The organism is Halomonas sp., from assembly GCF_052095695.1.
In the GTDB taxonomy this organism is placed as follows: domain Bacteria; phylum Pseudomonadota; class Gammaproteobacteria; order Pseudomonadales; family Halomonadaceae; genus Vreelandella.
The window spans coordinates 59,702-78,100 of sequence record NZ_JBQDLQ010000002.1; the positions used below are offsets into that span (position 1 = coordinate 59,702).

Annotated in this window: 18 protein-coding genes; 16 read left to right on the top strand and 2 right to left on the bottom strand. The window is 55.8% G+C overall.

Going from position 1 to position 18,399, the window contains the following annotated elements; all coding sequences use genetic code 11:
• Positions 1-208: 208 nt before the first annotated feature.
• From ACTH5D_RS00795 to dxs, 3 genes are all read left to right on the top strand, one after another.
• On the top strand, positions 209-511 hold the full coding sequence (locus ACTH5D_RS00795; protein ID WP_441667761.1) for an exodeoxyribonuclease VII small subunit: 303 nt from the start codon (positions 209-211) through the stop codon (positions 509-511).
• Entirely contained in the window at positions 505-1,413 is a 909-nt protein-coding gene (locus tag ACTH5D_RS00800; protein ID WP_441667762.1) for a farnesyl diphosphate synthase, read from the top strand. Before ACTH5D_RS00795 ends, ACTH5D_RS00800 begins: the two co-directional genes overlap by 7 nt.
• A gap of 62 nt (positions 1,414-1,475) precedes the next feature.
• Positions 1,476-3,386 (top strand): 1-deoxy-D-xylulose-5-phosphate synthase, encoded by a 1,911-nt coding sequence (gene dxs / locus ACTH5D_RS00805; protein WP_441667763.1) that lies wholly within the window; start codon positions 1,476-1,478, stop codon positions 3,384-3,386.
• Between the two features lie 27 nt (positions 3,387-3,413).
• Here the strand turns inward: dxs and ACTH5D_RS00810 are convergent, their stop codons facing one another.
• The gene (locus tag ACTH5D_RS00810; RefSeq protein WP_441667764.1) at positions 3,414-3,743 is read right to left on the bottom strand and encodes a hypothetical protein; all 330 of its coding nucleotides are present in this window, start codon (positions 3,741-3,743) and stop codon (positions 3,414-3,416) included.
• Between the two features lie 219 nt (positions 3,744-3,962).
• Here ACTH5D_RS00810 and djlA point away from each other — a divergent pair, with 219 nt between their 5' ends.
• From djlA to mnhG, 8 genes are all read left to right on the top strand, one after another.
• Positions 3,963-4,727, top strand: coding sequence for a co-chaperone DjlA (gene djlA / locus ACTH5D_RS00815; protein WP_096277183.1), 765 nt, complete (start codon positions 3,963-3,965; stop codon positions 4,725-4,727).
• Positions 4,728-4,798: 71 nt separating this feature from the next.
• Complete coding sequence (locus tag ACTH5D_RS00820; RefSeq protein ID WP_441667765.1) at positions 4,799-5,416, top strand: glutathione S-transferase family protein; 618 nt, start codon at positions 4,799-4,801, stop codon at positions 5,414-5,416.
• Between the two features lie 272 nt (positions 5,417-5,688).
• A complete protein-coding gene (locus tag ACTH5D_RS00825; protein WP_441667766.1) occupies positions 5,689-8,619 on the top strand; it encodes a monovalent cation/H+ antiporter subunit A in 2,931 nt (976 codons plus the stop codon).
• Positions 8,619-8,963 (top strand): Na+/H+ antiporter subunit C, encoded by a 345-nt coding sequence (locus ACTH5D_RS00830; protein WP_096277176.1) that lies wholly within the window; start codon positions 8,619-8,621, stop codon positions 8,961-8,963. The genes ACTH5D_RS00825 and ACTH5D_RS00830 overlap by 1 nt, the downstream gene beginning before the upstream one ends.
• Entirely contained in the window at positions 8,960-10,573 is a 1,614-nt protein-coding gene (locus tag ACTH5D_RS00835; protein ID WP_441667767.1) for a monovalent cation/H+ antiporter subunit D, read from the top strand. Before ACTH5D_RS00830 ends, ACTH5D_RS00835 begins: the two co-directional genes overlap by 4 nt.
• Complete coding sequence (locus tag ACTH5D_RS00840; RefSeq protein WP_441667768.1) at positions 10,570-11,073, top strand: Na+/H+ antiporter subunit E; 504 nt, start codon at positions 10,570-10,572, stop codon at positions 11,071-11,073. Before ACTH5D_RS00835 ends, ACTH5D_RS00840 begins: the two co-directional genes overlap by 4 nt.
• 12 nt (positions 11,074-11,085) lie before the next feature.
• The gene (locus ACTH5D_RS00845; protein ID WP_441667769.1) at positions 11,086-11,364 is read left to right on the top strand and encodes a K+/H+ antiporter subunit F; all 279 of its coding nucleotides are present in this window, start codon (positions 11,086-11,088) and stop codon (positions 11,362-11,364) included.
• The gene (mnhG, locus tag ACTH5D_RS00850; protein WP_441667770.1) at positions 11,361-11,738 is read left to right on the top strand and encodes a monovalent cation/H(+) antiporter subunit G; all 378 of its coding nucleotides are present in this window, start codon (positions 11,361-11,363) and stop codon (positions 11,736-11,738) included. The genes ACTH5D_RS00845 and mnhG overlap by 4 nt, the downstream gene beginning before the upstream one ends.
• 58 nt (positions 11,739-11,796) lie before the next feature.
• Here the strand turns inward: mnhG and ribA are convergent, their stop codons facing one another.
• A complete protein-coding gene (gene ribA / locus ACTH5D_RS00855) occupies positions 11,797-12,432 on the bottom strand; it encodes a GTP cyclohydrolase II (protein ID WP_441667771.1) in 636 nt (211 codons plus the stop codon).
• 239 nt (positions 12,433-12,671) lie between these two features.
• On the opposite strand from ribA, the gene hemE reads away from it, so the two are divergent.
• The 5 genes from hemE to ACTH5D_RS00880 all read left to right on the top strand — a co-directional run bounded on the left by hemE (position 12,672) and on the right by ACTH5D_RS00880 (position 18,325).
• Complete coding sequence (gene hemE / locus ACTH5D_RS00860) at positions 12,672-13,784, top strand: uroporphyrinogen decarboxylase (RefSeq protein ID WP_441667772.1); 1,113 nt, start codon at positions 12,672-12,674, stop codon at positions 13,782-13,784.
• Positions 13,784-14,650 (top strand): polyamine aminopropyltransferase, encoded by an 867-nt coding sequence (speE, locus tag ACTH5D_RS00865; protein ID WP_441667773.1) that lies wholly within the window; start codon positions 13,784-13,786, stop codon positions 14,648-14,650. Before hemE ends, speE begins: the two co-directional genes overlap by 1 nt.
• A 244-nt stretch (positions 14,651-14,894) precedes the next feature.
• Positions 14,895-15,920 carry an amino acid ABC transporter substrate-binding protein gene (locus tag ACTH5D_RS00870; protein ID WP_096277163.1) on the top strand — a complete coding sequence of 342 codons (1,026 nt, stop codon included), beginning with the start codon at positions 14,895-14,897 and terminating at the stop codon, positions 15,918-15,920.
• 98 nt (positions 15,921-16,018) lie between these two features.
• The gene (locus tag ACTH5D_RS00875) at positions 16,019-17,209 is read left to right on the top strand and encodes an amino acid ABC transporter permease (protein WP_441667774.1); all 1,191 of its coding nucleotides are present in this window, start codon (positions 16,019-16,021) and stop codon (positions 17,207-17,209) included.
• 15 nt (positions 17,210-17,224) lie between these two features.
• Positions 17,225-18,325 (top strand): amino acid ABC transporter permease, encoded by a 1,101-nt coding sequence (locus tag ACTH5D_RS00880; protein ID WP_441667775.1) that lies wholly within the window; start codon positions 17,225-17,227, stop codon positions 18,323-18,325.
• The last annotated feature ends 74 nt before the right edge of the window (positions 18,326-18,399 follow it).

Here is an 18,399-nt window from a genome sequence, read left to right on the forward strand (position 1 = left end):
ATGCGCCGTGTATCGGTTCACGGAAGGCCCATATCCTAGCACAGCTCATCCCATTCAGACCGGTTCAAGATGATGAAAAGTGTGCGTGCTAACGATGAATCTGTCGCAAGTCGTCGCCTTTCGCGTATATGGAAAGGCAGACGCCCCCCCCAGGCGTCGGTGTATACTATGTACCTATATTTAAAAATATCGGCTTGCAGGCACCCCAATGAGCGACACCACATCATCTCCGCAGGATTTTGCCGCGACGGTTGAGCAACTCGAAACCATCGTCGAACGCCTAGAATCAGGCGAGCTCTCATTGGAAAATGCGCTGACGGCATTTGAGCAGGGCGTGCGATTAACTCGTGATGCTCAACAGCGGCTGGATACCGCTGAGCTTAAAGTGCGGGCACTCAGTGAAGGCCGCGAAGGACGCTTAAACGTGACACCCTTTGCTGGCCCTGACGATGCTAAGCACGATCTCAAGGACGACGCCGAGGAAGACAGCAAGGAGACGCCTCCATGGTAACCACGCAGTCTAGCCAGCTTGCCGTTTTACGCCGTACTAGCACTGCCCGTGTAGATGCGACCTTAGCGGCATTGTTTGATGATCGACAGGATGATAATCGATCGGCGGTCGCTCCTCGGCTGGAGGCCGCCATGCGCCATGGCCTGCTAGCTGGCGGAAAACGCCTGCGCCCACTGCTGGTGTATATGGCGGGCCGCGCGCTAGGCGCAAAAGACGACGCGCTGGATGCCCCAGCTGCGGCGATTGAGCTGATTCACGCCTACTCGTTGATTCATGACGACCTGCCCGCCATGGACGATGACGACCTGCGTCGCGGCCAGCCCACCGTGCATAAAGCCTTCGATGAGGCGAGCGCGATTCTCGCCGGGGATGCGCTGCAGGCGCTGGCCTTTGAAGTACTGGCCAGCACGTCGCATCCGCGGCTTGGTAATTTGGTATATACGCTGGCCTGCGCCTCGGGGCGCGATGGCATGGTGTCCGGCCAAGCGCTGGATCTAGATGCGGTCGGTGGTCATCCGGATGTCGATGCGCTGGCCCACATGCATGCCCATAAAACCGGTGCCCTGATCATTGCCTCCGTGCGCCTAGGCGGCCTTGTGGCGGTTGATGAAGACGACCCACGCTTAAGCGCGTTAACTCGTTACGCAGCCGCCATTGGTTTAGCCTTCCAGATTCACGACGACATACTGGACGTGACCGGTGACACCGCTACCCTAGGTAAAACGTCAGGCGCCGATGCCGCACGTGCCAAGCCCACTTATCCCAGCCTGCTGGGTTTAAAAGGCGCACAGCGTAAAGCGCAAAGCCTGATCGACGAAGCTATTGCCGCGCTTGCCCCACTGGGGGAGCGTGCTGCACCGCTGGCCGATCTTGCCCACTACATGATCGAGCGTGACCACTAAACTATGTCTATGCAAACTATGTCTATGCAAACTATGTCTATGCAAACTATGTCTATGAAAACATGCCCATGAAGCTGTTCGACGAGATTCCCCGTGAGCGCCCTGCAACGCCGCTGCTCGACTCTTTTGATCACCCGGCTGCGCTGCGGGCAATGAACGCGCACCAGCTCGCCCAACTGGCCGACGAGCTGCGCGCCTATTTGCTGTATAGCGTAGGCGTGTCTGGTGGCCACTTTGGCGCCGGGCTTGGCGTTGTCGAGCTCAGCGTTGCGCTGCACCGCGCCTTCCATACGCCGGACGACCGCTTGGTGTGGGACGTTGGCCATCAGGCCTACCCGCACAAAATTCTTACCGGTCGTCGTGAGACGATGCTCAGCATTCGCCAGCACGGCGGCTTAGCGGCCTTCCCTAGCCGTGCCGAATCTGCGTACGACACCTTCGGCGTGGGGCATTCCAGCACCTCTATTTCAGCAGCGCTCGGCATGGCATTAGCCGCCAAAGCACAGGGCAGCCAGCGGCGCGTTTGTGCGATTATTGGTGACGGTGCGCTAACGGCAGGCATGGCGTTTGAAGCCCTTGCCCATGCAGGCCACGTCAATGCCAACCTGCTTGTGGTGCTCAACGACAACGAAATGTCGATTTCCGAGAACGTTGGCGGCATGGCCACCTATCTCGCCCGGGTACTCTCCAGCAAGCCCTATCTCAAGATTCGCGCAGAGAGCAAGAAAGTGCTTTCACATCTGCCCGGCGCACTAGAACTTGCCCGACGCACAGAAGAGCACATGAAAGGCATGGTCAGCCCCGCCACGCTGTTTGAAGAGATGGGCTTTAACTACGTAGGCCCCATCGATGGCCACGACCTTGGTGCGCTCACCGAGACTCTTGAGAATCTGCGTGACCTTGATGGGCCGCAGTTTCTGCATATTAAAACGGTAAAAGGCAAAGGTTTTTTACCGGCTGAAGCGGATCAGATTGGCTATCACGCGATTACCAAACTCGAAAAACCCAGCGCAGCGCTCAAGCAAGCACCGCTACCGAAAAGCGTCGTTAAGAAAAAGTACTGCAATGTGTTCGGCGATTGGCTTTGCGATATGGCCGCTCACGATTCGCGCCTGTTGGCGATTACTCCCGCGATGCGTGAAGGCTCCGACTTAATTCGCTTCTCTAAGCAGTACCCGGAGCGCTATTTCGATGTCGCGATCGCCGAGCAGCACGCCGTAACGCTAGCGGCGGGCATGGCCTGCGAGGGCATGAAGCCCGTCGTTGCCATTTACTCGACCTTTCTGCAGCGCGGCTATGATCAGTTAATTCACGATGTGGCGGTCCAAAACCTGGACGTCACCTTCGCCATTGATCGGGCGGGCCTGGTAGGCGAAGATGGCCCCACGCATCACGGCAGCATGGACCTTTCCTTCTTACGCTGCGTGCCGGGCATGGTGATTCTTGCCCCGGCGGATGAAGCCGAATGTCGCGCCATGCTCAGCGCTGCCTATCACTACCCCGGCCCTGCCGCCGTACGCTACCCGCGCGGCACCGGTCCGGGTGTCGATATTCCAACGCACCTTGAGCCTCTAGCGATTGGCAAAGCAGAAATCCGCCGCCAATCTTCTAACGACGACGTGCGCATCGCCCTGCTCGCTTTTGGCAGCTTAAACGGCCCTGCTGCCGAGATTGCCGAACGCTTAAACGCGACGCACATCAATATGCGCTCGATTAAACCGCTGGATCGCGATGCAGTGCTTCACGCCGCTGATGAACACGAACTGCTGGTTACACTGGAAGAGAACGTTGTGGCTGGCGGTGCAGGCAGCGCGGTTAACGAGCTGCTGCATGCCGAAGGCGTGCAGATAGAAGTATTAAATCTCGGCCTACCGGATACCTTTATCGAGCACGGCACGCCCGACCAGCTGCTGCACGACTGCGGCCTGGACGCCGAGGGCATCGAAGCCGCCATTCGCCAGCGGCAGCCATAGCAACCGCTGCGTGTCTAAGCCGCTGACTTAGCCCATTGCGGGAAGCGGTTTAATCAACATCACCCGCAGCGCCGAGCTTGCCCCACCGGCGAGCCGGGCATGAACCCAGTCCGCCTCTTCAAGCGTGGTGCAGGCGCGACGGATAAGCGCATGCTCAATGCCCAAACCTCTAGCTAACAGCGCGCTGGAAACGCCCTTTTCTGAGGGCGGCCACAGAACCAACGCCGAACGCTCTTGGCATGAATCTTTGGTAACGGCTTTAAGCGCGCCCCAGCTCCCAGCCGGGTTGTGATACTCAAAAACCTTGGGATCGTGTACCTTAGAGCCTTTTGGGGCACCCGGATTCGGCGAGGACATCGTGCGTCTCCATACAGAAGGGAAGGAGGCATCGTGTTAGTCATTAGCCTGCTTCCTTATAGTGCGTTACGTTCGACCAAAAGCGCCGTCTGGTCAAGTAGTGAACGCGCAGTGCCGCCATACGCGATGCGCGCCGTCACTGACCGACACTAAGCAAGCAGATCGCTCGCCGCACCAATATGCCTTAAGCCCTTATCTTTCAACTACTTTGAGATTTCTATGCTATTACTTATTATCATTTTCAGCCTAATCGGCCTGGCGTTTGGCGGACCGGTTGGACTGCTGGTTGGTGGCGGTCTGGGTTGGTGGGCGGGGCAGCGGCTCAGCCGCCGCTTAAACGGCGCCCGCGTGCGCATTCAAGAAGGCTTTTTGGAGTCAATTTTTTCTGTCATGGGCTGCCTGTGCCAAGCCGACGGAAAAGTCACCGAAGGCGAGCTGGGCGTTGCCGAAAAGCTCTTTGATCAGATGCGGCTACAAGGCGAGCAGCGTGCCAAGGCGCGTGCCGCCTTCGAGCGGGGCCGCGCCGCTGACTTCAACTTAGACGCTGAGCTGGCCGCGGTTAATCGCCTGACTCTGCGTCAGCCCGTTTTGCGTCAGGTTTTTATCCAGGTTCAGCTCACCGCTATCTCAGCCGACGGCGTTCTGCATCCTGCCGAGCATGAAATGATTCTACGCGTTGCTCGCGGAGTGGGCTGTAGTGAAGCCGAAGTTCAGCAGATAGAAGCGATGCTGCACGGTGCTGCCGCGAACTCCCAAGGCGCCAGCGAAGAAGCGCTTAAAGATGCTTACCGTGTTCTGGGCGTTTCTGAAGACGCCAGCGATGCCGAGATCAAGAAAGCTTATCGCCGCTTAATGAGCCAAAACCACCCCGACAAACTCGCGGGCAAAGGCTTGCCAGAAAGCATGCGCGACGTTGCACAGGCGCGCACTAGCGAAATTGGCAACGCCTACGAGCGTATTCGCGCCTCCCGCGATAGCGCATAGACGTAGACCATCGACAGCGTTATTCACATCCGCTAGATTTACGCTATCACTGTTGTCGCCAGGAGTACGCTATGATAACGCTATACAGTTTTCCAAAATCGCGCTCTTTGCGTGTGTCGTGGACTCTTGAAGAGCTTGGCGTTGAGTATCAATGCCAACACATAGCGCTAGATAAAGGCGAGGGCCAAACGGCCGAGCATTTGGCGCGCCACCCTGATGGGAAGGTGCCTGCGCTTGAGGATGGTGACGTCCACTTATTTGAATCTGCGCCGATTTGCCGTTATTTGGCGGAAACATATAGCAACGGCACGCTGCTGCCTAATGATCCAACTGCTCGCGCTCAGGTCGACCAGTGGCTCAGCTTTATCGTGACGGAAATTGAGCAGCCGCTTTGGAATCAAGCCAAGCACAAGTTTGCACTGCCCGATAATAAGCGTGTTCCCGCGATTCTACCGGTGTGCGCCTGGGAATTTCAGCGTGCGCTGGCCGCTTTAGAGCGTCGCTATAACGGTCAGGAAAACTTGGTCGGTGAGTCGTTCACACTCGCCGATCTGTTTTTAACCCACACTCTATCGTGGGCAATCAGAATGAAACACCGCTTACCTGACACGCTAATAACCTATCGCGAACGCCATATTCAGCGCCCTGCTATGGCGCGCGCTATAGCCCGCGAAGAAAACGCGGCTTAACGTCCTGACCTGCCTTTCTGGCGAGGTGACCGCTGGAAAGGCAGGCAGCTTATTAGGGGTATCTCAGCCCCATAAAACAGCCAAGCCGTGTACGCTGCGATCGTTTGCTTGCCTTAAAATGTGTGCGTAAAACCGCACATTTTCCCTTGTGCATCATTACGTGATCACGTAAATTCAACATTAAAGTCGCTATCATATTCACTCACTTTGGTGCATTACTGCCCTCGATTTAGCCCTCCCGCCCTACGATTAATTACCTTTTACGGAGCTCTATGCTGCTACTGTTACTCATCCTAATGCCAGTAGTTGGCAGTATAATCGCCGCGTTCATGCCGACCAATGCGCGTAACCGTGAAGCATGGCTAGCCGGTGGCATTGCCTTTGTAGGGTTACTCATCACTGCCTATCTCTATACTAAGATAGGCCTTGGTGAACTAAGCACTGGAGAACTAGGCGCTGGCGACGTGGTCCGCTATCAGCTTGAGTGGATGCCCGATTACGGGCTAAATTTCATTCTTCGCATGGATGGCCTGGCATGGATGTTCTCGATGCTGATTCAAGGCATCGGCGTACTGGTGGTCATTTACGCGCGTTATTACATGTCCGCCAATGACCCCGTACCGCGCTTTTTCTCTTTCTTATTAGCCTTTATGGCCTCCATGCTCGGCGTGGTGCTATCGGGTAATCTTATCCAGCTGGTTGTGTTTTGGGAGCTGACCAGCCTGACTTCCTTCTTACTCATTGGCTACTGGCATCACCGTGCAGATGCAAGGCGCGGTGCGCGCATGGCGTTTACCGTGACGGCCACCGGTGGGCTTTGCTTGTTGGTCGGCGTACTGATGCTTGGCCATATCGTTGGCAGCTATTCATTAGATGTGGTGCTGGCATCAGGGGATCTGATTCGTGCGCACCCTTGGTACTTACCCACGCTGATTTTAATCGCGTTAGGGGCGCTGACAAAAAGCGCTCAGTTCCCGTTCCATTTTTGGCTACCTCACGCCATGGCGGCGCCGACACCCGTCTCGGCTTTTTTGCATTCGGCGACGATGGTGAAAGCCGGCGTGTTTTTATTGATGCGCTTATGGCCGTCTCTTTCAGGAACGCCTGAGTGGACATTAATCATTGGTGGCGCAGGACTCTGCACACTACTCATTGGTGCCTTTACCGCCATTTTTCAGCACGATCTCAAAGGCCTGCTGGCTTACTCAACGATCAGCCACCTGGGGCTCATTACCCTATTGCTGGGCATTGGCACGCCGCTGGCAATGGTCGCTGCGCTGTTTCACACGCTTAATCACGCTACGTTCAAAGCATCGCTGTTTATGGCGGCGGGTATTATCGACCATGAGAGCGGCACTCGGGATATGCGCCATTTGCGCGGACTTTTTAAAGTGCTGCCGTACACCGCCACCTTGGCGATTGTTGCGAGTGCGGCCATGGCCGGTGTGCCGCTGCTTAACGGCTTTCTTTCTAAAGAAATGTTTTTCGCCGAGGCGTTGGCAGTGGGGTCAGCCCGCAACTGGAGCATGTCCGCTGCGGCCGTGTTAATGGGCATTTTCAGCGTTGCTTACTCACTGCGGTTCATTAATGTGTTTTTTGGCACGCTGGCAACCGATCTGCCACGTACGCCGCACGAGCCCCCGCGTTGGATGCGCTTCCCGGTAGAGTTCTTGGTACTTTGCTGCCTAGTAGTCGGGGTAATTCCGGGTTTGAGCGTAGGGCCATTCCTCAACACGGCGGTAGTCTCAGTACTCGGCGAGCAAACGCCATATTACAGTCTTGCCGTTTGGCACGGCTTTAACCTGCCGCTGCTAATGAGCGTGATGGCGCTAGGCGGGGGCATACTGTTTTATATCTGGCTTCGCACACGCCACGGTTTGATCCAGTCCAACCGCGTGCCGTTCCTCTATCGTTTTAATGGCAAACAAGCCTATGAAAACACGATGCTGAGGATTTCCTCCAGCGCCTCGCTGCTTGAAAAGCTATTGAGTACGCGGCGCGTACAGCCGCAGTTACTGCTCATGATTACGCTGCTATTAGTGGTGCCGCTGCTGATCGTGAGGCCTGTTTCATTGCTGACCTTTTCAGCCAACGGCGAGTTTTCCCCGCTGTTCGCCGGCCTGTGGGTGATTGGCGCAATGTGTGCCGTGGCAGCCGCCTGGCAAGCTAAATATCACCGCTTAGCAGCGCTCAGCTTGGTGGGCGGTGTCGGCATCGTGGTCAGCATGACCTTCCTCTGGCTATCGGCGCCCGATCTCGCCCTGACCCAGCTTATGGTCGAAACCGTCACGACGGTACTAATTCTGCTTGGCCTTCGCTGGCTGCCTGCGCGGATTACTCCCAAAGAGCTCAACATGCGAGCCACGCGCCTTTCGTGGTTTAGACGCTCGCGGGATATGGTGGTCGCCGTGGCCGCAGGCCTGTGTATGAGTATTGTCAGCTATGCGGTATTGGTGCGCTCGGTACCCGTGGGCAGCATTTCTGATTTCTTCATGACGCGCGCGCTGAGCGAAGGCGGCGGCAGCAATGTGGTTAACGTGCTGCTGGTGGATTTCCGTAACTTCGATACGTTAGGCGAAATCGCCGTCCTCGCCGTGGTAGCGCTGACGGTATACGCCCTGCTGCGGCGCTTTCGCCCTGCACCGGAAAGCCTGCCAATTCCGGCGCAACAAACCAATAATATTGACCCCGCCGCCGGCCAAACGCCCTTAAAGCAAGTGGAAAGCGGCTATTTAATGGTGCCCGCCGTTTACCTGCGCATGCTGCTTCCTATCATGGTGGTCATTGCTGCTTACTTCTTTATTCGTGGCCATAATCTTCCCGGCGGTGGTTTCGTTGCGGGGCTGACGTTTGCCGTCGCTATTATTGTTCAGTACATGCTGGGCGGCACGACCTGGGTAGAAAAACATCTGCGCTTACAGCCACACCGCTGGATTGCGTTTGGATTAATCATAGCTTGCGCAACGGGGCTGGGGTCCTGGCTGTTTGGCTACCCCTTCTTAACCACGCACACTGCCCATATGACGCTGCCGATACTGGGCGAGATTCACCTACCCAGCGCCTTTGTTTTCGATTTAGGCGTCTTTGGCGTAGTGGTAGGATCAACAATCTTGATTCTCGTGGCTTTGGCTCACCAATCGGTGCGTAGCCATCGTCTGCCCATTAGTAACACCGCCCCCGTTATCAACAAGAAGGCCAACTGATGGAAGCCGTCATAGCGATTGCCATTGGCATCATGTTTGGCGCTGGCGTCTGGCTGATCCTGCGCCCACGCTCTTTCCAGGTCATTACCGGCCTGCTGCTCATTTCCTACGCGGTAAACCTGTTTATTTTCATTATGGGCCGCCTCTCGATCAATCAAGCACCGCTGACGCTAGGTGAAGGCGCAATTGACCCTTCGCTGTACGCTGACCCGCTGCCGCAGGCACTGGTGTTAACGGCGATTGTCATCGGCTTTGCGACCACCGCCCTCTATCTAGTAGTGATGATCGGCGCACGCGGTTTAACCGGCACGGACCATGTCGATGGTAAGGAGATGGATAAATGAGCCTACCGTGGGTTCAACACCTCATCCTTGCCCCGGTATTAGTACCCTTGCTATGCGGCGCACTGCTGATCTTGATTAACGAGCGACGCCATGAGCGTAAGTTTCTTATTAATCTTGTCAGCACCGTCTCTTTGCTAGTAATTTCACTGGTGCTGCTTTACCTGTCTGACCGCGAATACTGGCCCAACGGCATTGGCATTTATCTCTCAGCTAACTGGGCGGCGCCCTTCGGTATTGTGCTGCTGGTCGACCGGCTGACCGCGGTGATGATGTTGCTGACGTCAGTGCTGGCAATCGCCTCGTTAGTGTTTTCGATGTCGCGCTGGAGCCGTATCGGCGTTCACTTTCACTCGCTGTTTCAATTCTTATTAATGGGCATTAATGGCGCTTTTCTGACCAATGACCTGTTCAATCTATTCGTCTTTTTTGAGGTCATGCTGGCAGCCTCCTACGGGTTAGTGCTGCACGGCTACAACACCCGGCGCATCCGTGCGGGCATGCAATATATCGTGGTCAATTTGCTGGCATCGTTCTGCTTCTTAATAGGAGTGGCGCTGATTTACGCAACGACCGGCACCTTAAACATGACCGACCTCGCCGCGCGTTTAGATCTGTTAGCCGCCGAAGACCTGGTGCTGCTGAAAATTGGCGTTGTTATTCTAGCGCTCGCCTTTTTGACCAAAAGCGCTATGTGGCCGCTGGGATTCTGGCTACCCACCACCTATTCAGCCGCATCGCCGCCGGTGGCCGCGATGATGGTACTGATGACCAAGATTGGCGTGTACGTACTGCTGCGTCTGTGGCTGCTGCTGTTCTCGGATGGTCCGGCGGCAGGCTTTGGCTTCGATCTATTGCTATGGGGCGGGCTCGCAACGCTGGCATTCGGTACCATTGGGTTATTGGCCAGCCAAGAGCCAGGCCGTATGGCCGGCTATGCTGCGGTCATCTCGTCCGGCACGCTGTTAGCAGCGGTAGGCTACGGGCAGCCCGAACTCATCAACATTGCGCTGTTTTATATGATTAGCTCGACGCTCGCCGTCGCGGCGTTCCTGCTGCTAATTGAGCTGGTTGAGCGGATCAGAACGCCCGGCGCGGCGATGCTCGCGCTTACCATGGAGGCCTTTGCCGTTGATGACAAGCCTGACGAGCCGGTGGGTGTACCTATTCCAGGCGCGCTGGCGTTTTTAGGGCTCGCCTTCGCCGGATGCGCGCTGGTGATCACCGGCTTGCCGCCGCTATCGGGCTTTGTGGCGAAATTTGGCCTGATGCATACCTTGCTCAATCCACAAGGAATGTCGACCGGCATGGTGACCTGGCTGCTACTGACGCTGATAGTGCTTTCAGGTTTGGCGGGCATTATTTCGCTGATGCGCTTTGGCGTGCGCACCTTTTGGGCCACTAAACACACCACGGCACCGCACTTACAGCGCTCGGAGGTGGCACCCATCACTGCACTGCTGCTGCTCTGCGTGCTGCTAACCGCCCAGGCGGGGCCTACCGTGGCCTATCTGGAGCGTAGCGCTGAGCCGCTTCATCAACCGGGCCTGTATATTGAGCGCATTGAGTCTGCCCCGGTGATCACCCAAGAGCCGTTGGGAGAACGCACATGAGCCTGCACCGCTGGCTACCCTCGCCGATGCTGTCCGCTGCCCTGCTGGCTATGTGGCTAATGCTCAACCAGAGCGTAGCGCCCGCCCAGATTCTGCTTGGCTCACTACTTGCGATTGCCGCGCCCTTAATGACCAAGCCGCTGCGCCCGATGACGCCGGTACCGTTTAGAAAGCCACTGGTGATGGCGCGCCTGTTGACGCTATCGCTAATAGAGATTATTCGCTCCTGCTTCAACGTGAGCCGGATCATTCTCCTAACCAAGCCTCAAGGGCTTAATTCACAGTTTATTAAAGTGCCGCTGGACTTGAAGCATTCTCACGGCTTAGCGCTGCTGTCGTGTCTGATTAACTCTACGCCGGGTACGGTGTGGGTAGAAATTTTACCCGACACCCATGATTTGGTGCTGCATGTGTTTGATCTTCACGACGCCCAATGGTGGGTCGACACCATCAAGACACGCTACGAGAAACCGTTGATTGAGATCTTCGACAATGTATAGGAGCGCGCGCCAATGACGGCCCTTTTATCGTTAGCCATCAACTTCACGCTGGTGTGTATCCTGCTGGCGATGCTGCTGTGCGTCGTGCGCCTGCTGCTTGGCCCCACCGCGCAAGACCGAGTGCTCGCACTGGACACGCTATGGATGTGCGCAATGCTGCTCGCGTTAGCGCTAGGCCTGCGTTTTGGTAATCTGATTTATTTTGAAGCGGCCATGCTCATCGCATTGATGGGGTTTGTATCGACGGTGGCACTCACGAAATTCTTAATGCGCGGCGAGGTGATCGAATGAGCCCTGACTTTGCAAGCCTACCCTTATGGGTCAGCCTGCCCGTCACTCTGCTGCTGGTGCTGGGCAGCCTGGTAGTACTAATTGGCGCGATAGGCCTGGTGCGTTTGCCGCACTTTTTTCAGCGTATCCATGGCCCGGCGATCACGGTTACTCTAGGCGCTGGCTGCATTTTAATCGCATCAATGCTGTTCTTTACCGCGCTGCAGTCGCGCTTAGTGATTCACGAGCTACTCATCACCGCGTTCATTTTGCTCACAGCGCCTGTCGTGGCAATGCTGATTATGCGCACCGCGGTCTATCGAGACCTTCGGGCGCGTCAACGCGACGGTAAGACAGAATCAAATGAAGTTTATCCCTTCTCACCGGATGAGTAAGAAGGGCTAACGCCATAGCAATGGCGCCCCTACTTTTAGCCTGATACCGCCCGCTCACCTAGCCTTTACGCTCAATATCCACATCGCTGGCGCGGGTAAAATCATCCAGAGCCATCATGTGACCCAGCTTGCCCGCTTTGGTCGAAAGATAGTGTTCGTTATGGGGGTTTAGGCCGGTCGTGATAGGCAGGCGCTCTACTACGTTGACACCGTCGCGGGTGAGCGCGTCAACCTTACGCGGGTTGTTGGTCATTAAGCGTAGCGATGTAACGCCTAGGTGATTGAGCATGGGTACGCACAGATCGTATCGGCGCATATCGGCACCAAAGCCGAGCTGCTCGTTGGCTTCTACCGTGTCAGCACCTTGGTCTTGCAGATTATAAGCACGAATTTTGTTTAAAAGCCCAATGCCGCGTCCTTCTTGGCGCAGATAAAACAGTACACCGCGGCCCTCTTCAGCGATGCGTTTGAGCGCCTCCTGCAACTGATAGCCACAGTCGCAGCGCATTGAGAACAGCGCATCGCCGGTCAAACACTCAGAGTGCACGCGCCCAAGTACCGGCTCATCGCCGGTCACGTCACCCAGCGTTAGCGCGATATGATCTTTGCCAGTAGCCTCATCTTCGAAGCCATGCATAGTAAAAGTGGCCCAGGGCGTGGGCAGTCGGGAAGCGGCAATGAAGCGAATGGTCACAGGTTACCTCGTTGATTAACCAAACCAGTTAACCACACCAGTGTTGGCAAAGTAGGCAAGTATTCTATCAGGAAGCGGCGCCCGCCTCACGGTGGTTAGACGGCTAAATAGCGGAGAAAAATTGGCTGGGTGCGACGATTTTGCCACGCGGTAAGCCGCTCTCGCGCCTATCTTCAAGTACAACTTCAAGTACAATTACCCCCATACAATGCGGGCAAATTTCCTAAGAGCAAGTGTTTATGACGAGTACACCGTTGAAAAATGATCGTTTTCTTCGCGCGCTGGCGCGTCAGCCCGTGGACCGCACGCCGGTATGGATGATGCGTCAGGCTGGCCGCTACCTGCCAGAATACCGCGCCAGACGGGCCGATGCGGGCAGCTTTATGGACCTGTGCCGCAATCAAGATCTGGCCTGCGAAGTAACTCTCCAGCCTCTGGAGCGCTATCCATTGGATGCGGCTATCTTGTTTTCGGATATTTTAACCATTCCGGATGCGATGGGGCTTGGCCTGTACTTTGAAACTGGCGAAGGCCCTAAATTTCGTAAAACGGTACGCACCCAGGCAGACGTTGACGCGCTGAGCGTGCCCGATGCCGAGCGCGACCTAGATTACGTGATGCGCGCGGTGTCGACTATTCGCCGTGAGCTGAACGGGCGCATGCCGCTGATCGGGTTCTCTGGCAGCCCCTGGACACTGGCGACTTACATGGTGGAAGGCAGCTCTAGTAAAGATTTCCGCCACTTGAAAACCATGCTCTATGACACGCCAGACACTCTGCACCAGCTGCTGGATACGCTGGCGCAGTCGGTGACCGACTATCTGAATGCGCAGATTCGCGCGGGTGCCCAGGCGGTGCAGATTTTTGATACCTGGGGCGGCGCGCTTTCAACGCCTGCCTTCCTTGAGTTTTCGCTGCGCTATATGAAGCAGATCGTGGCAGGGCTGATCCGCGAGCACGACGGGCGCCGCGTGCCGGTGATTCTGTTCACCAAAAACGGCGGCCAGTGGCTGGAGCACATCGCCGACGCCGGTGCCGATGCGCTGGGTATCGACTGGTCCACCGAGCTTTCCGATGCTCGCGCTCGCGTTGGTCATAAAGTCGCGCTACAAGGCAACCTGGACCCCAACGTGCTGTTTGCCCGCCCTTCCGCGATTCGCACCGAAGTCGCCCGCGTGCTGGAAAGCTATGGCCATGGCCCAGGCCACGTTTTTAATCTGGGTCACGGTATTAGCCAGTTTACCAATCCGGATAACGTCACTGCCTTCATGGAGGCGCTGCACGAGCTAAGTCCGCAGTATCATCGGGATATTTCGACCCCATCCAACGTCACGCATCCAGGAGCCAATTGATGAGCGAATTACGCGACGACCAGTGGTTTACCGAAGTCTTTGATAGCCACGGCAGTGCTTTCTCACTGAAGATTTCTGAAAAGTTGCTGGATGTGCAGAGTCTGTACCAGCACTTGGAAGTCTACGCCACCGAAACCTACGGCAACTTAATGGTGCTGGATGGCTGCGTGATGTTGACGGATCGCGATAATTTTCTTTATCACGAGATGATTGCGCACCCGGCGCTGTTTACCCACCAAGATCCTAAGCGTGTAGTGATTATTGGCGGCGGCGACTGTGGCACTTTAAAAGAAGTGCTGCGCCACCCTGGCGTTGAAAAAGTCACCCAGATCGATATCGATGAAGAGGTTACCAAAGCATCACAACGCTTTTTCCCTACGCTGGTGGCGTCGAACAACGACCCGCGGGCCGAGCTGCTTTTCGCCGATGGAGTGAAGTGGGTCGACGATGCACCGGATGAGAGCATCGACGTGTTAATTATCGACTCCACCGACCCGGTTGGTCCCGCCGAAGGGCTGTTTAAAACTGACTTCCTAAAGCGCTGTCACCGCATTTTGAAAAGTGGCGGCGTAATGGTGCAACAGAGCGAGTCGCCGCTTTATCACAGCGGGTCGATTATTCGCGAGCTGCGCCACGATATGCAAGAAGCCGGCTTTGATAGCGTTGCTACGCTGCCCTTCCCGCAGCCGGTTTATCCCTCAGGCTGGTGGAGCGTGACGCTGGCCGGTAAATCGATCGACGTTAATGCGTTCCGCGAACAGGACGCCTCAAGCCACTGCCTGCCGCTGGAGTATTACAGCGTTGATGCCCACCGTGGCGCGCTCGTGCTACCGCCGTTTATGCGCAAGGCATTCGCGGCCGAGTAAATAACGCCCTTTTAGCCCTTCGTTTTCCACTGCCCATCTTGTTCTGCCCTAGAAAGGTGCAAGAGCAAATGGGCAGTCTCATTTTTTGCACCTAGACGTTCGTCTCGAATTCGTTGATTAGCGTTGAAAAGCGCTGAATTAGCGCCTGTACCCTTGTTGGCATCTTACTTGCTAGGTTTAGTTACATGCTCTGGCATGCGTGATTCTGGGAATTCAGGATTCTAATTGATTCAAGGGGAACTACATGTTGAACAAAAAACACCTCGTGCTACTAGCGTCTGCTGGCTCAATGACGTTAGCGGGAATAGCAACGGCTCAAGCAGACGTCTTAGAAGATACCATCGAGCGCGGGGCCGTTCAGTGTGGCGTGAGTGACGGCCTGCCGGGCTTTTCTGCACCGGATGGCGACGGTAACTGGCAAGGCCTGGACGTTGATGTATGCCGTGCAGTCGCCGCAGCGGTTCTCGGCGATGCTGACGCAGTGAACTATATCTCCCTTAACGCCGTTGAGCGCTTTACCGCGCTGCAGTCGGGCGAAGTGGATGTCCTTTCGCGCAACACCACCTGGACCACTACTCGAGACACCACCCTGGGCCTAAATTTCGCAGGGGTTAACTTCTACGATGGTATCGGCTTTATGGTTAGCCGCGACCTTGGCATTAACGGTGCAATGGAACTTGATGGCGCGGCTATCTGCATCCAAACGGGCACCACTACCGAATTGAACGTGGCCGATTACTTCCGCGCCAACGATATGGAATTTGACCCCATCGTTTTCGATACCTCTGAGCAAACCGTTGGCGGCTTCCAGGCCGGGCGCTGCGATGTATTGACCTCCGACACCTCTCAGTTAGCAGCGCTGCGTATCCAGCTTGACGACCCCGAAGGCGCGGTCATTCTGCCTGAGATTATTTCTAAAGAGCCGCTTGGCCCCGTCGTGCGTCAAGGCGATGACACGTGGTTTAACATCGTTAAGTGGTCGCTGTTCGCGATGATTAACGCCGAAGAATACGGTGTGACCAGCGAAAATGCTGAGGAAATGCTCAACTCTGAAAATCCGGACGTGGCTCGCCTGCTCGGCCAAGACGGTAACTATGGCGAAGGCATGGGCTTAGAGGCTGACTGGGCTTACAACATTATCAGCCAGGTTGGTAACTACGCTGAAAGCTTTGAACGTAACGTCGGCATGGGCTCTCCGCTTGAAATTGAGCGCGGTGTGAACGCCCTTTGGAACGCCGGTGGCTTCCAGTACGCTCCTCCGATTCGCTAAGCGTCTCGCTTGACCCTGGCCCGCCGACTTTTCCAATCTCCATTGCAAGGAATGGGCGGGCCATCTGATTGACCTTCCGTATAGCGGAGACGCCATCCATGTCGGTAAGACCCAACATTCGCCCCGCCGGCCATAAGCCGCCGTTTTGGCGAGATCGCGCTAAGCGCGCGCTTATTTTCCAAATCATTTTAGTCGCCGTTGTCGCGGCTTTTCTGGCCTACATCATTCACAATACCCAAGCCAACTTGAATGCTCGGGGCATTACCACCGGCTTTGGATTTTTGAGTAACACGGCGGGCTTCGGCATTGTTCAAAGCCTGATCGATTACTCCTCGCAAAGCTCCTACGGCCGCACCTTCGTGGTTGGTTTGATCAATACACTGCTGGTCGGCGGGCTGGGCGTCATCGCCGCTTCAATTATTGGCTTTACCGTCGGCATAGCGCGTTTGTCACCCAACTGGCTGATCGCACGCTTAGCCAACGCCTATATTGAAACTTTTCGAAACATTCCCGTGCTGCTGCAGATCTTTTTCTGGTATTTCGCGGTACTGCGCACGCTGCCCGGCGCCCGGGATAGCATGGCCTTTGGTGAAGCGTTCTTTCTGAATGTTCGCGGGCTTTATCTACCCCAGCCGCTGTTTGAATCCGGTTTTGGTCTGATTCCCGCTACGTTTGTAGTCGCGATCATTGCCAGCATCGCATTGATTATTTGGAACAGGCGCCGTCATGAAGCCACCGGCAAACGCCTGCCCGCCGGTTTGATATCGCTGGTAATCATTTTTGGCCTGCCGCTGCTGGTGCTAATCGCCACCGGCGTGCCGATCACCTGGGAAATGCCTGAACTGCGCGGCTTTAATTTCCGAGGCGGCATGACCATCATTCCAGAGTTCCTGGCGCTGTGGCTGGCACTGTCGATCTATACCGCATCGTTTATAGCTGAAATTGTGCGCTCAGGTATCCAGGCTATTCCCCATGGACAGACGGAAGCGGCACAGGCACTGAGCTTGCCGCGCAAACTGGTATTACGTCTGGTGGTCATTCCACAGGCCATGCGCGTCATCATTCCGCCGCTCACTAGCCAATATCTCAACCTGATTAAGAACTCGTCACTGGCCACTGCCATCGGCTACCCCGACCTAGTGTCGGTGTTTGCCGGCACTACGCTCAATCAGACCGGTCAGGCAATCGAAGTTATTGCAATGACCATGGCGGTTTATCTTGTCATCAGCTTGCTGGTGTCCATGTTCATGAACTGGTTCAACGCTCGCGTTGCGCTGGTTGAACGCTAGGCCGGAGGCGACACCATGATTCACAACAAAGACACCATCCCTCAGCGTCCGGCGCCTAAAGGCACGATTGGCCCGATCGCCTGGCTGCGCGGCAACCTGTTCAATGGGCCCGTCAATAGCATCTTCACGCTCTTGGGGCTGTATGTGCTGTATCTATTGGTCGTCCCCACGCTGCAATGGGCCTTTATTGATGCTGACTGGGTGGGCTCCAGCCGCGAAGACTGCTCTCGAGCAGGCGCTTGCTGGGTATTCATTAACGCGCGTTTTTCACAGTTCATGTACGGCCTATACCCCAGCAGCGAGTACTGGCGGCCCAATACTGTGTTTGCCATGTTTGCGGCCATTATTGCCTGGATGGTCATTCCACGCCTGCCGTTTAAACGTTGGGTGGCGCTATTGGCTCTGCTGGTATTCCCAGTGATCGCCTACGTGCTTCTACACGGCGGCTACTTTGATCTGCCGCGTGTTTCAACGCATCGCTGGGGTGGTCTGATGCTGACGCTGCTATTGGCCACCGTCGGCATGGTAGGGGCACTACCTATTGGCATTGTATTAGCGCTCGGGCGTCGCTCGAACATGCCTATCGTCAAAACGTTCTGCGTGATTTTTATCGAGTTTTGGCGCGGCGTCCCACTCATCACCATTTTGTTTATGGCCTCGGTGATGCTGCCACTGTTCCTACCTTCCGAAATCAGCGTGGACCGCCTTGTGCGTGCCCTGATCGGCTTAACGCTGTTCCAGAGTGCCTATATGGCGGAAGTTATTCGCGGCGGCCTACAGGCCATCCCCAAAGGCCAGGACGAGGCCGCAGCGGCGTTAGGTATGACCTATTGGAAACGTATGGGCCTGATCGTCATGCCTCAGGCGTTAAAAATGATGATCCCCGGCATCGTTAATACGTTTATCTCACTGTTTAAAGACACCACGTTGGTCATGATCATCGGGTTGTTTGACCTGCTGGGCATAGTGCAAGCGGCGCTTTCCGACTCGAACTGGCTGGGCTTCTCGCTAGAGGGCTATGTCTTTGCCGCATTCGTGTTCTGGACTTTCTGTTTCAGCATGTCGCGCTATAGCCAGTACTTAGAACGCAAGCTCAATACCGGCCATCAGCACTAACGCCGCTTTTCACTTTTTTAACATCCGTTTTAACACCCGATTGTGAGCAGGATGACAATATGACACAAGCAGCC

What these genes read in the sequence shown, in the direction of transcription:
- ACTH5D_RS00795 (WP_441667761.1), top strand. Translation starts at nt 209, where the DNA reads ATGAGCGACACCACATCATCTCCGCAGGATTTTGCCGCGACGGTTGAG.
- ACTH5D_RS00800 (WP_441667762.1), top strand. Translation starts at nt 505, where the DNA reads ATGGTAACCACGCAGTCTAGCCAGCTTGCCGTTTTACGCCGTACTAGC.
- dxs (WP_441667763.1), top strand. Translation starts at nt 1,476, where the DNA reads ATGCCCATGAAGCTGTTCGACGAGATTCCCCGTGAGCGCCCTGCAACG.
- ACTH5D_RS00810 (WP_441667764.1), bottom strand. Translation starts at nt 3,743, where the DNA reads ATGTCCTCGCCGAATCCGGGTGCCCCAAAAGGCTCTAAGGTACACGAT.
- djlA (WP_096277183.1), top strand. Translation starts at nt 3,963, where the DNA reads ATGCTATTACTTATTATCATTTTCAGCCTAATCGGCCTGGCGTTTGGC.
- ACTH5D_RS00820 (WP_441667765.1), top strand. Translation starts at nt 4,799, where the DNA reads ATGATAACGCTATACAGTTTTCCAAAATCGCGCTCTTTGCGTGTGTCG.
- ACTH5D_RS00825 (WP_441667766.1), top strand. Translation starts at nt 5,689, where the DNA reads ATGCTGCTACTGTTACTCATCCTAATGCCAGTAGTTGGCAGTATAATC.
- ACTH5D_RS00830 (WP_096277176.1), top strand. Translation starts at nt 8,619, where the DNA reads ATGGAAGCCGTCATAGCGATTGCCATTGGCATCATGTTTGGCGCTGGC.
- ACTH5D_RS00835 (WP_441667767.1), top strand. Translation starts at nt 8,960, where the DNA reads ATGAGCCTACCGTGGGTTCAACACCTCATCCTTGCCCCGGTATTAGTA.
- ACTH5D_RS00840 (WP_441667768.1), top strand. Translation starts at nt 10,570, where the DNA reads ATGAGCCTGCACCGCTGGCTACCCTCGCCGATGCTGTCCGCTGCCCTG.
- ACTH5D_RS00845 (WP_441667769.1), top strand. Translation starts at nt 11,086, where the DNA reads ATGACGGCCCTTTTATCGTTAGCCATCAACTTCACGCTGGTGTGTATC.
- mnhG (WP_441667770.1), top strand. Translation starts at nt 11,361, where the DNA reads ATGAGCCCTGACTTTGCAAGCCTACCCTTATGGGTCAGCCTGCCCGTC.
- hemE (WP_441667772.1), top strand. Translation starts at nt 12,672, where the DNA reads ATGACGAGTACACCGTTGAAAAATGATCGTTTTCTTCGCGCGCTGGCG.
- speE (WP_441667773.1), top strand. Translation starts at nt 13,784, where the DNA reads ATGAGCGAATTACGCGACGACCAGTGGTTTACCGAAGTCTTTGATAGC.
- ACTH5D_RS00870 (WP_096277163.1), top strand. Translation starts at nt 14,895, where the DNA reads ATGTTGAACAAAAAACACCTCGTGCTACTAGCGTCTGCTGGCTCAATG.
- ACTH5D_RS00875 (WP_441667774.1), top strand. Translation starts at nt 16,019, where the DNA reads ATGTCGGTAAGACCCAACATTCGCCCCGCCGGCCATAAGCCGCCGTTT.
- ACTH5D_RS00880 (WP_441667775.1), top strand. Translation starts at nt 17,225, where the DNA reads ATGATTCACAACAAAGACACCATCCCTCAGCGTCCGGCGCCTAAAGGC.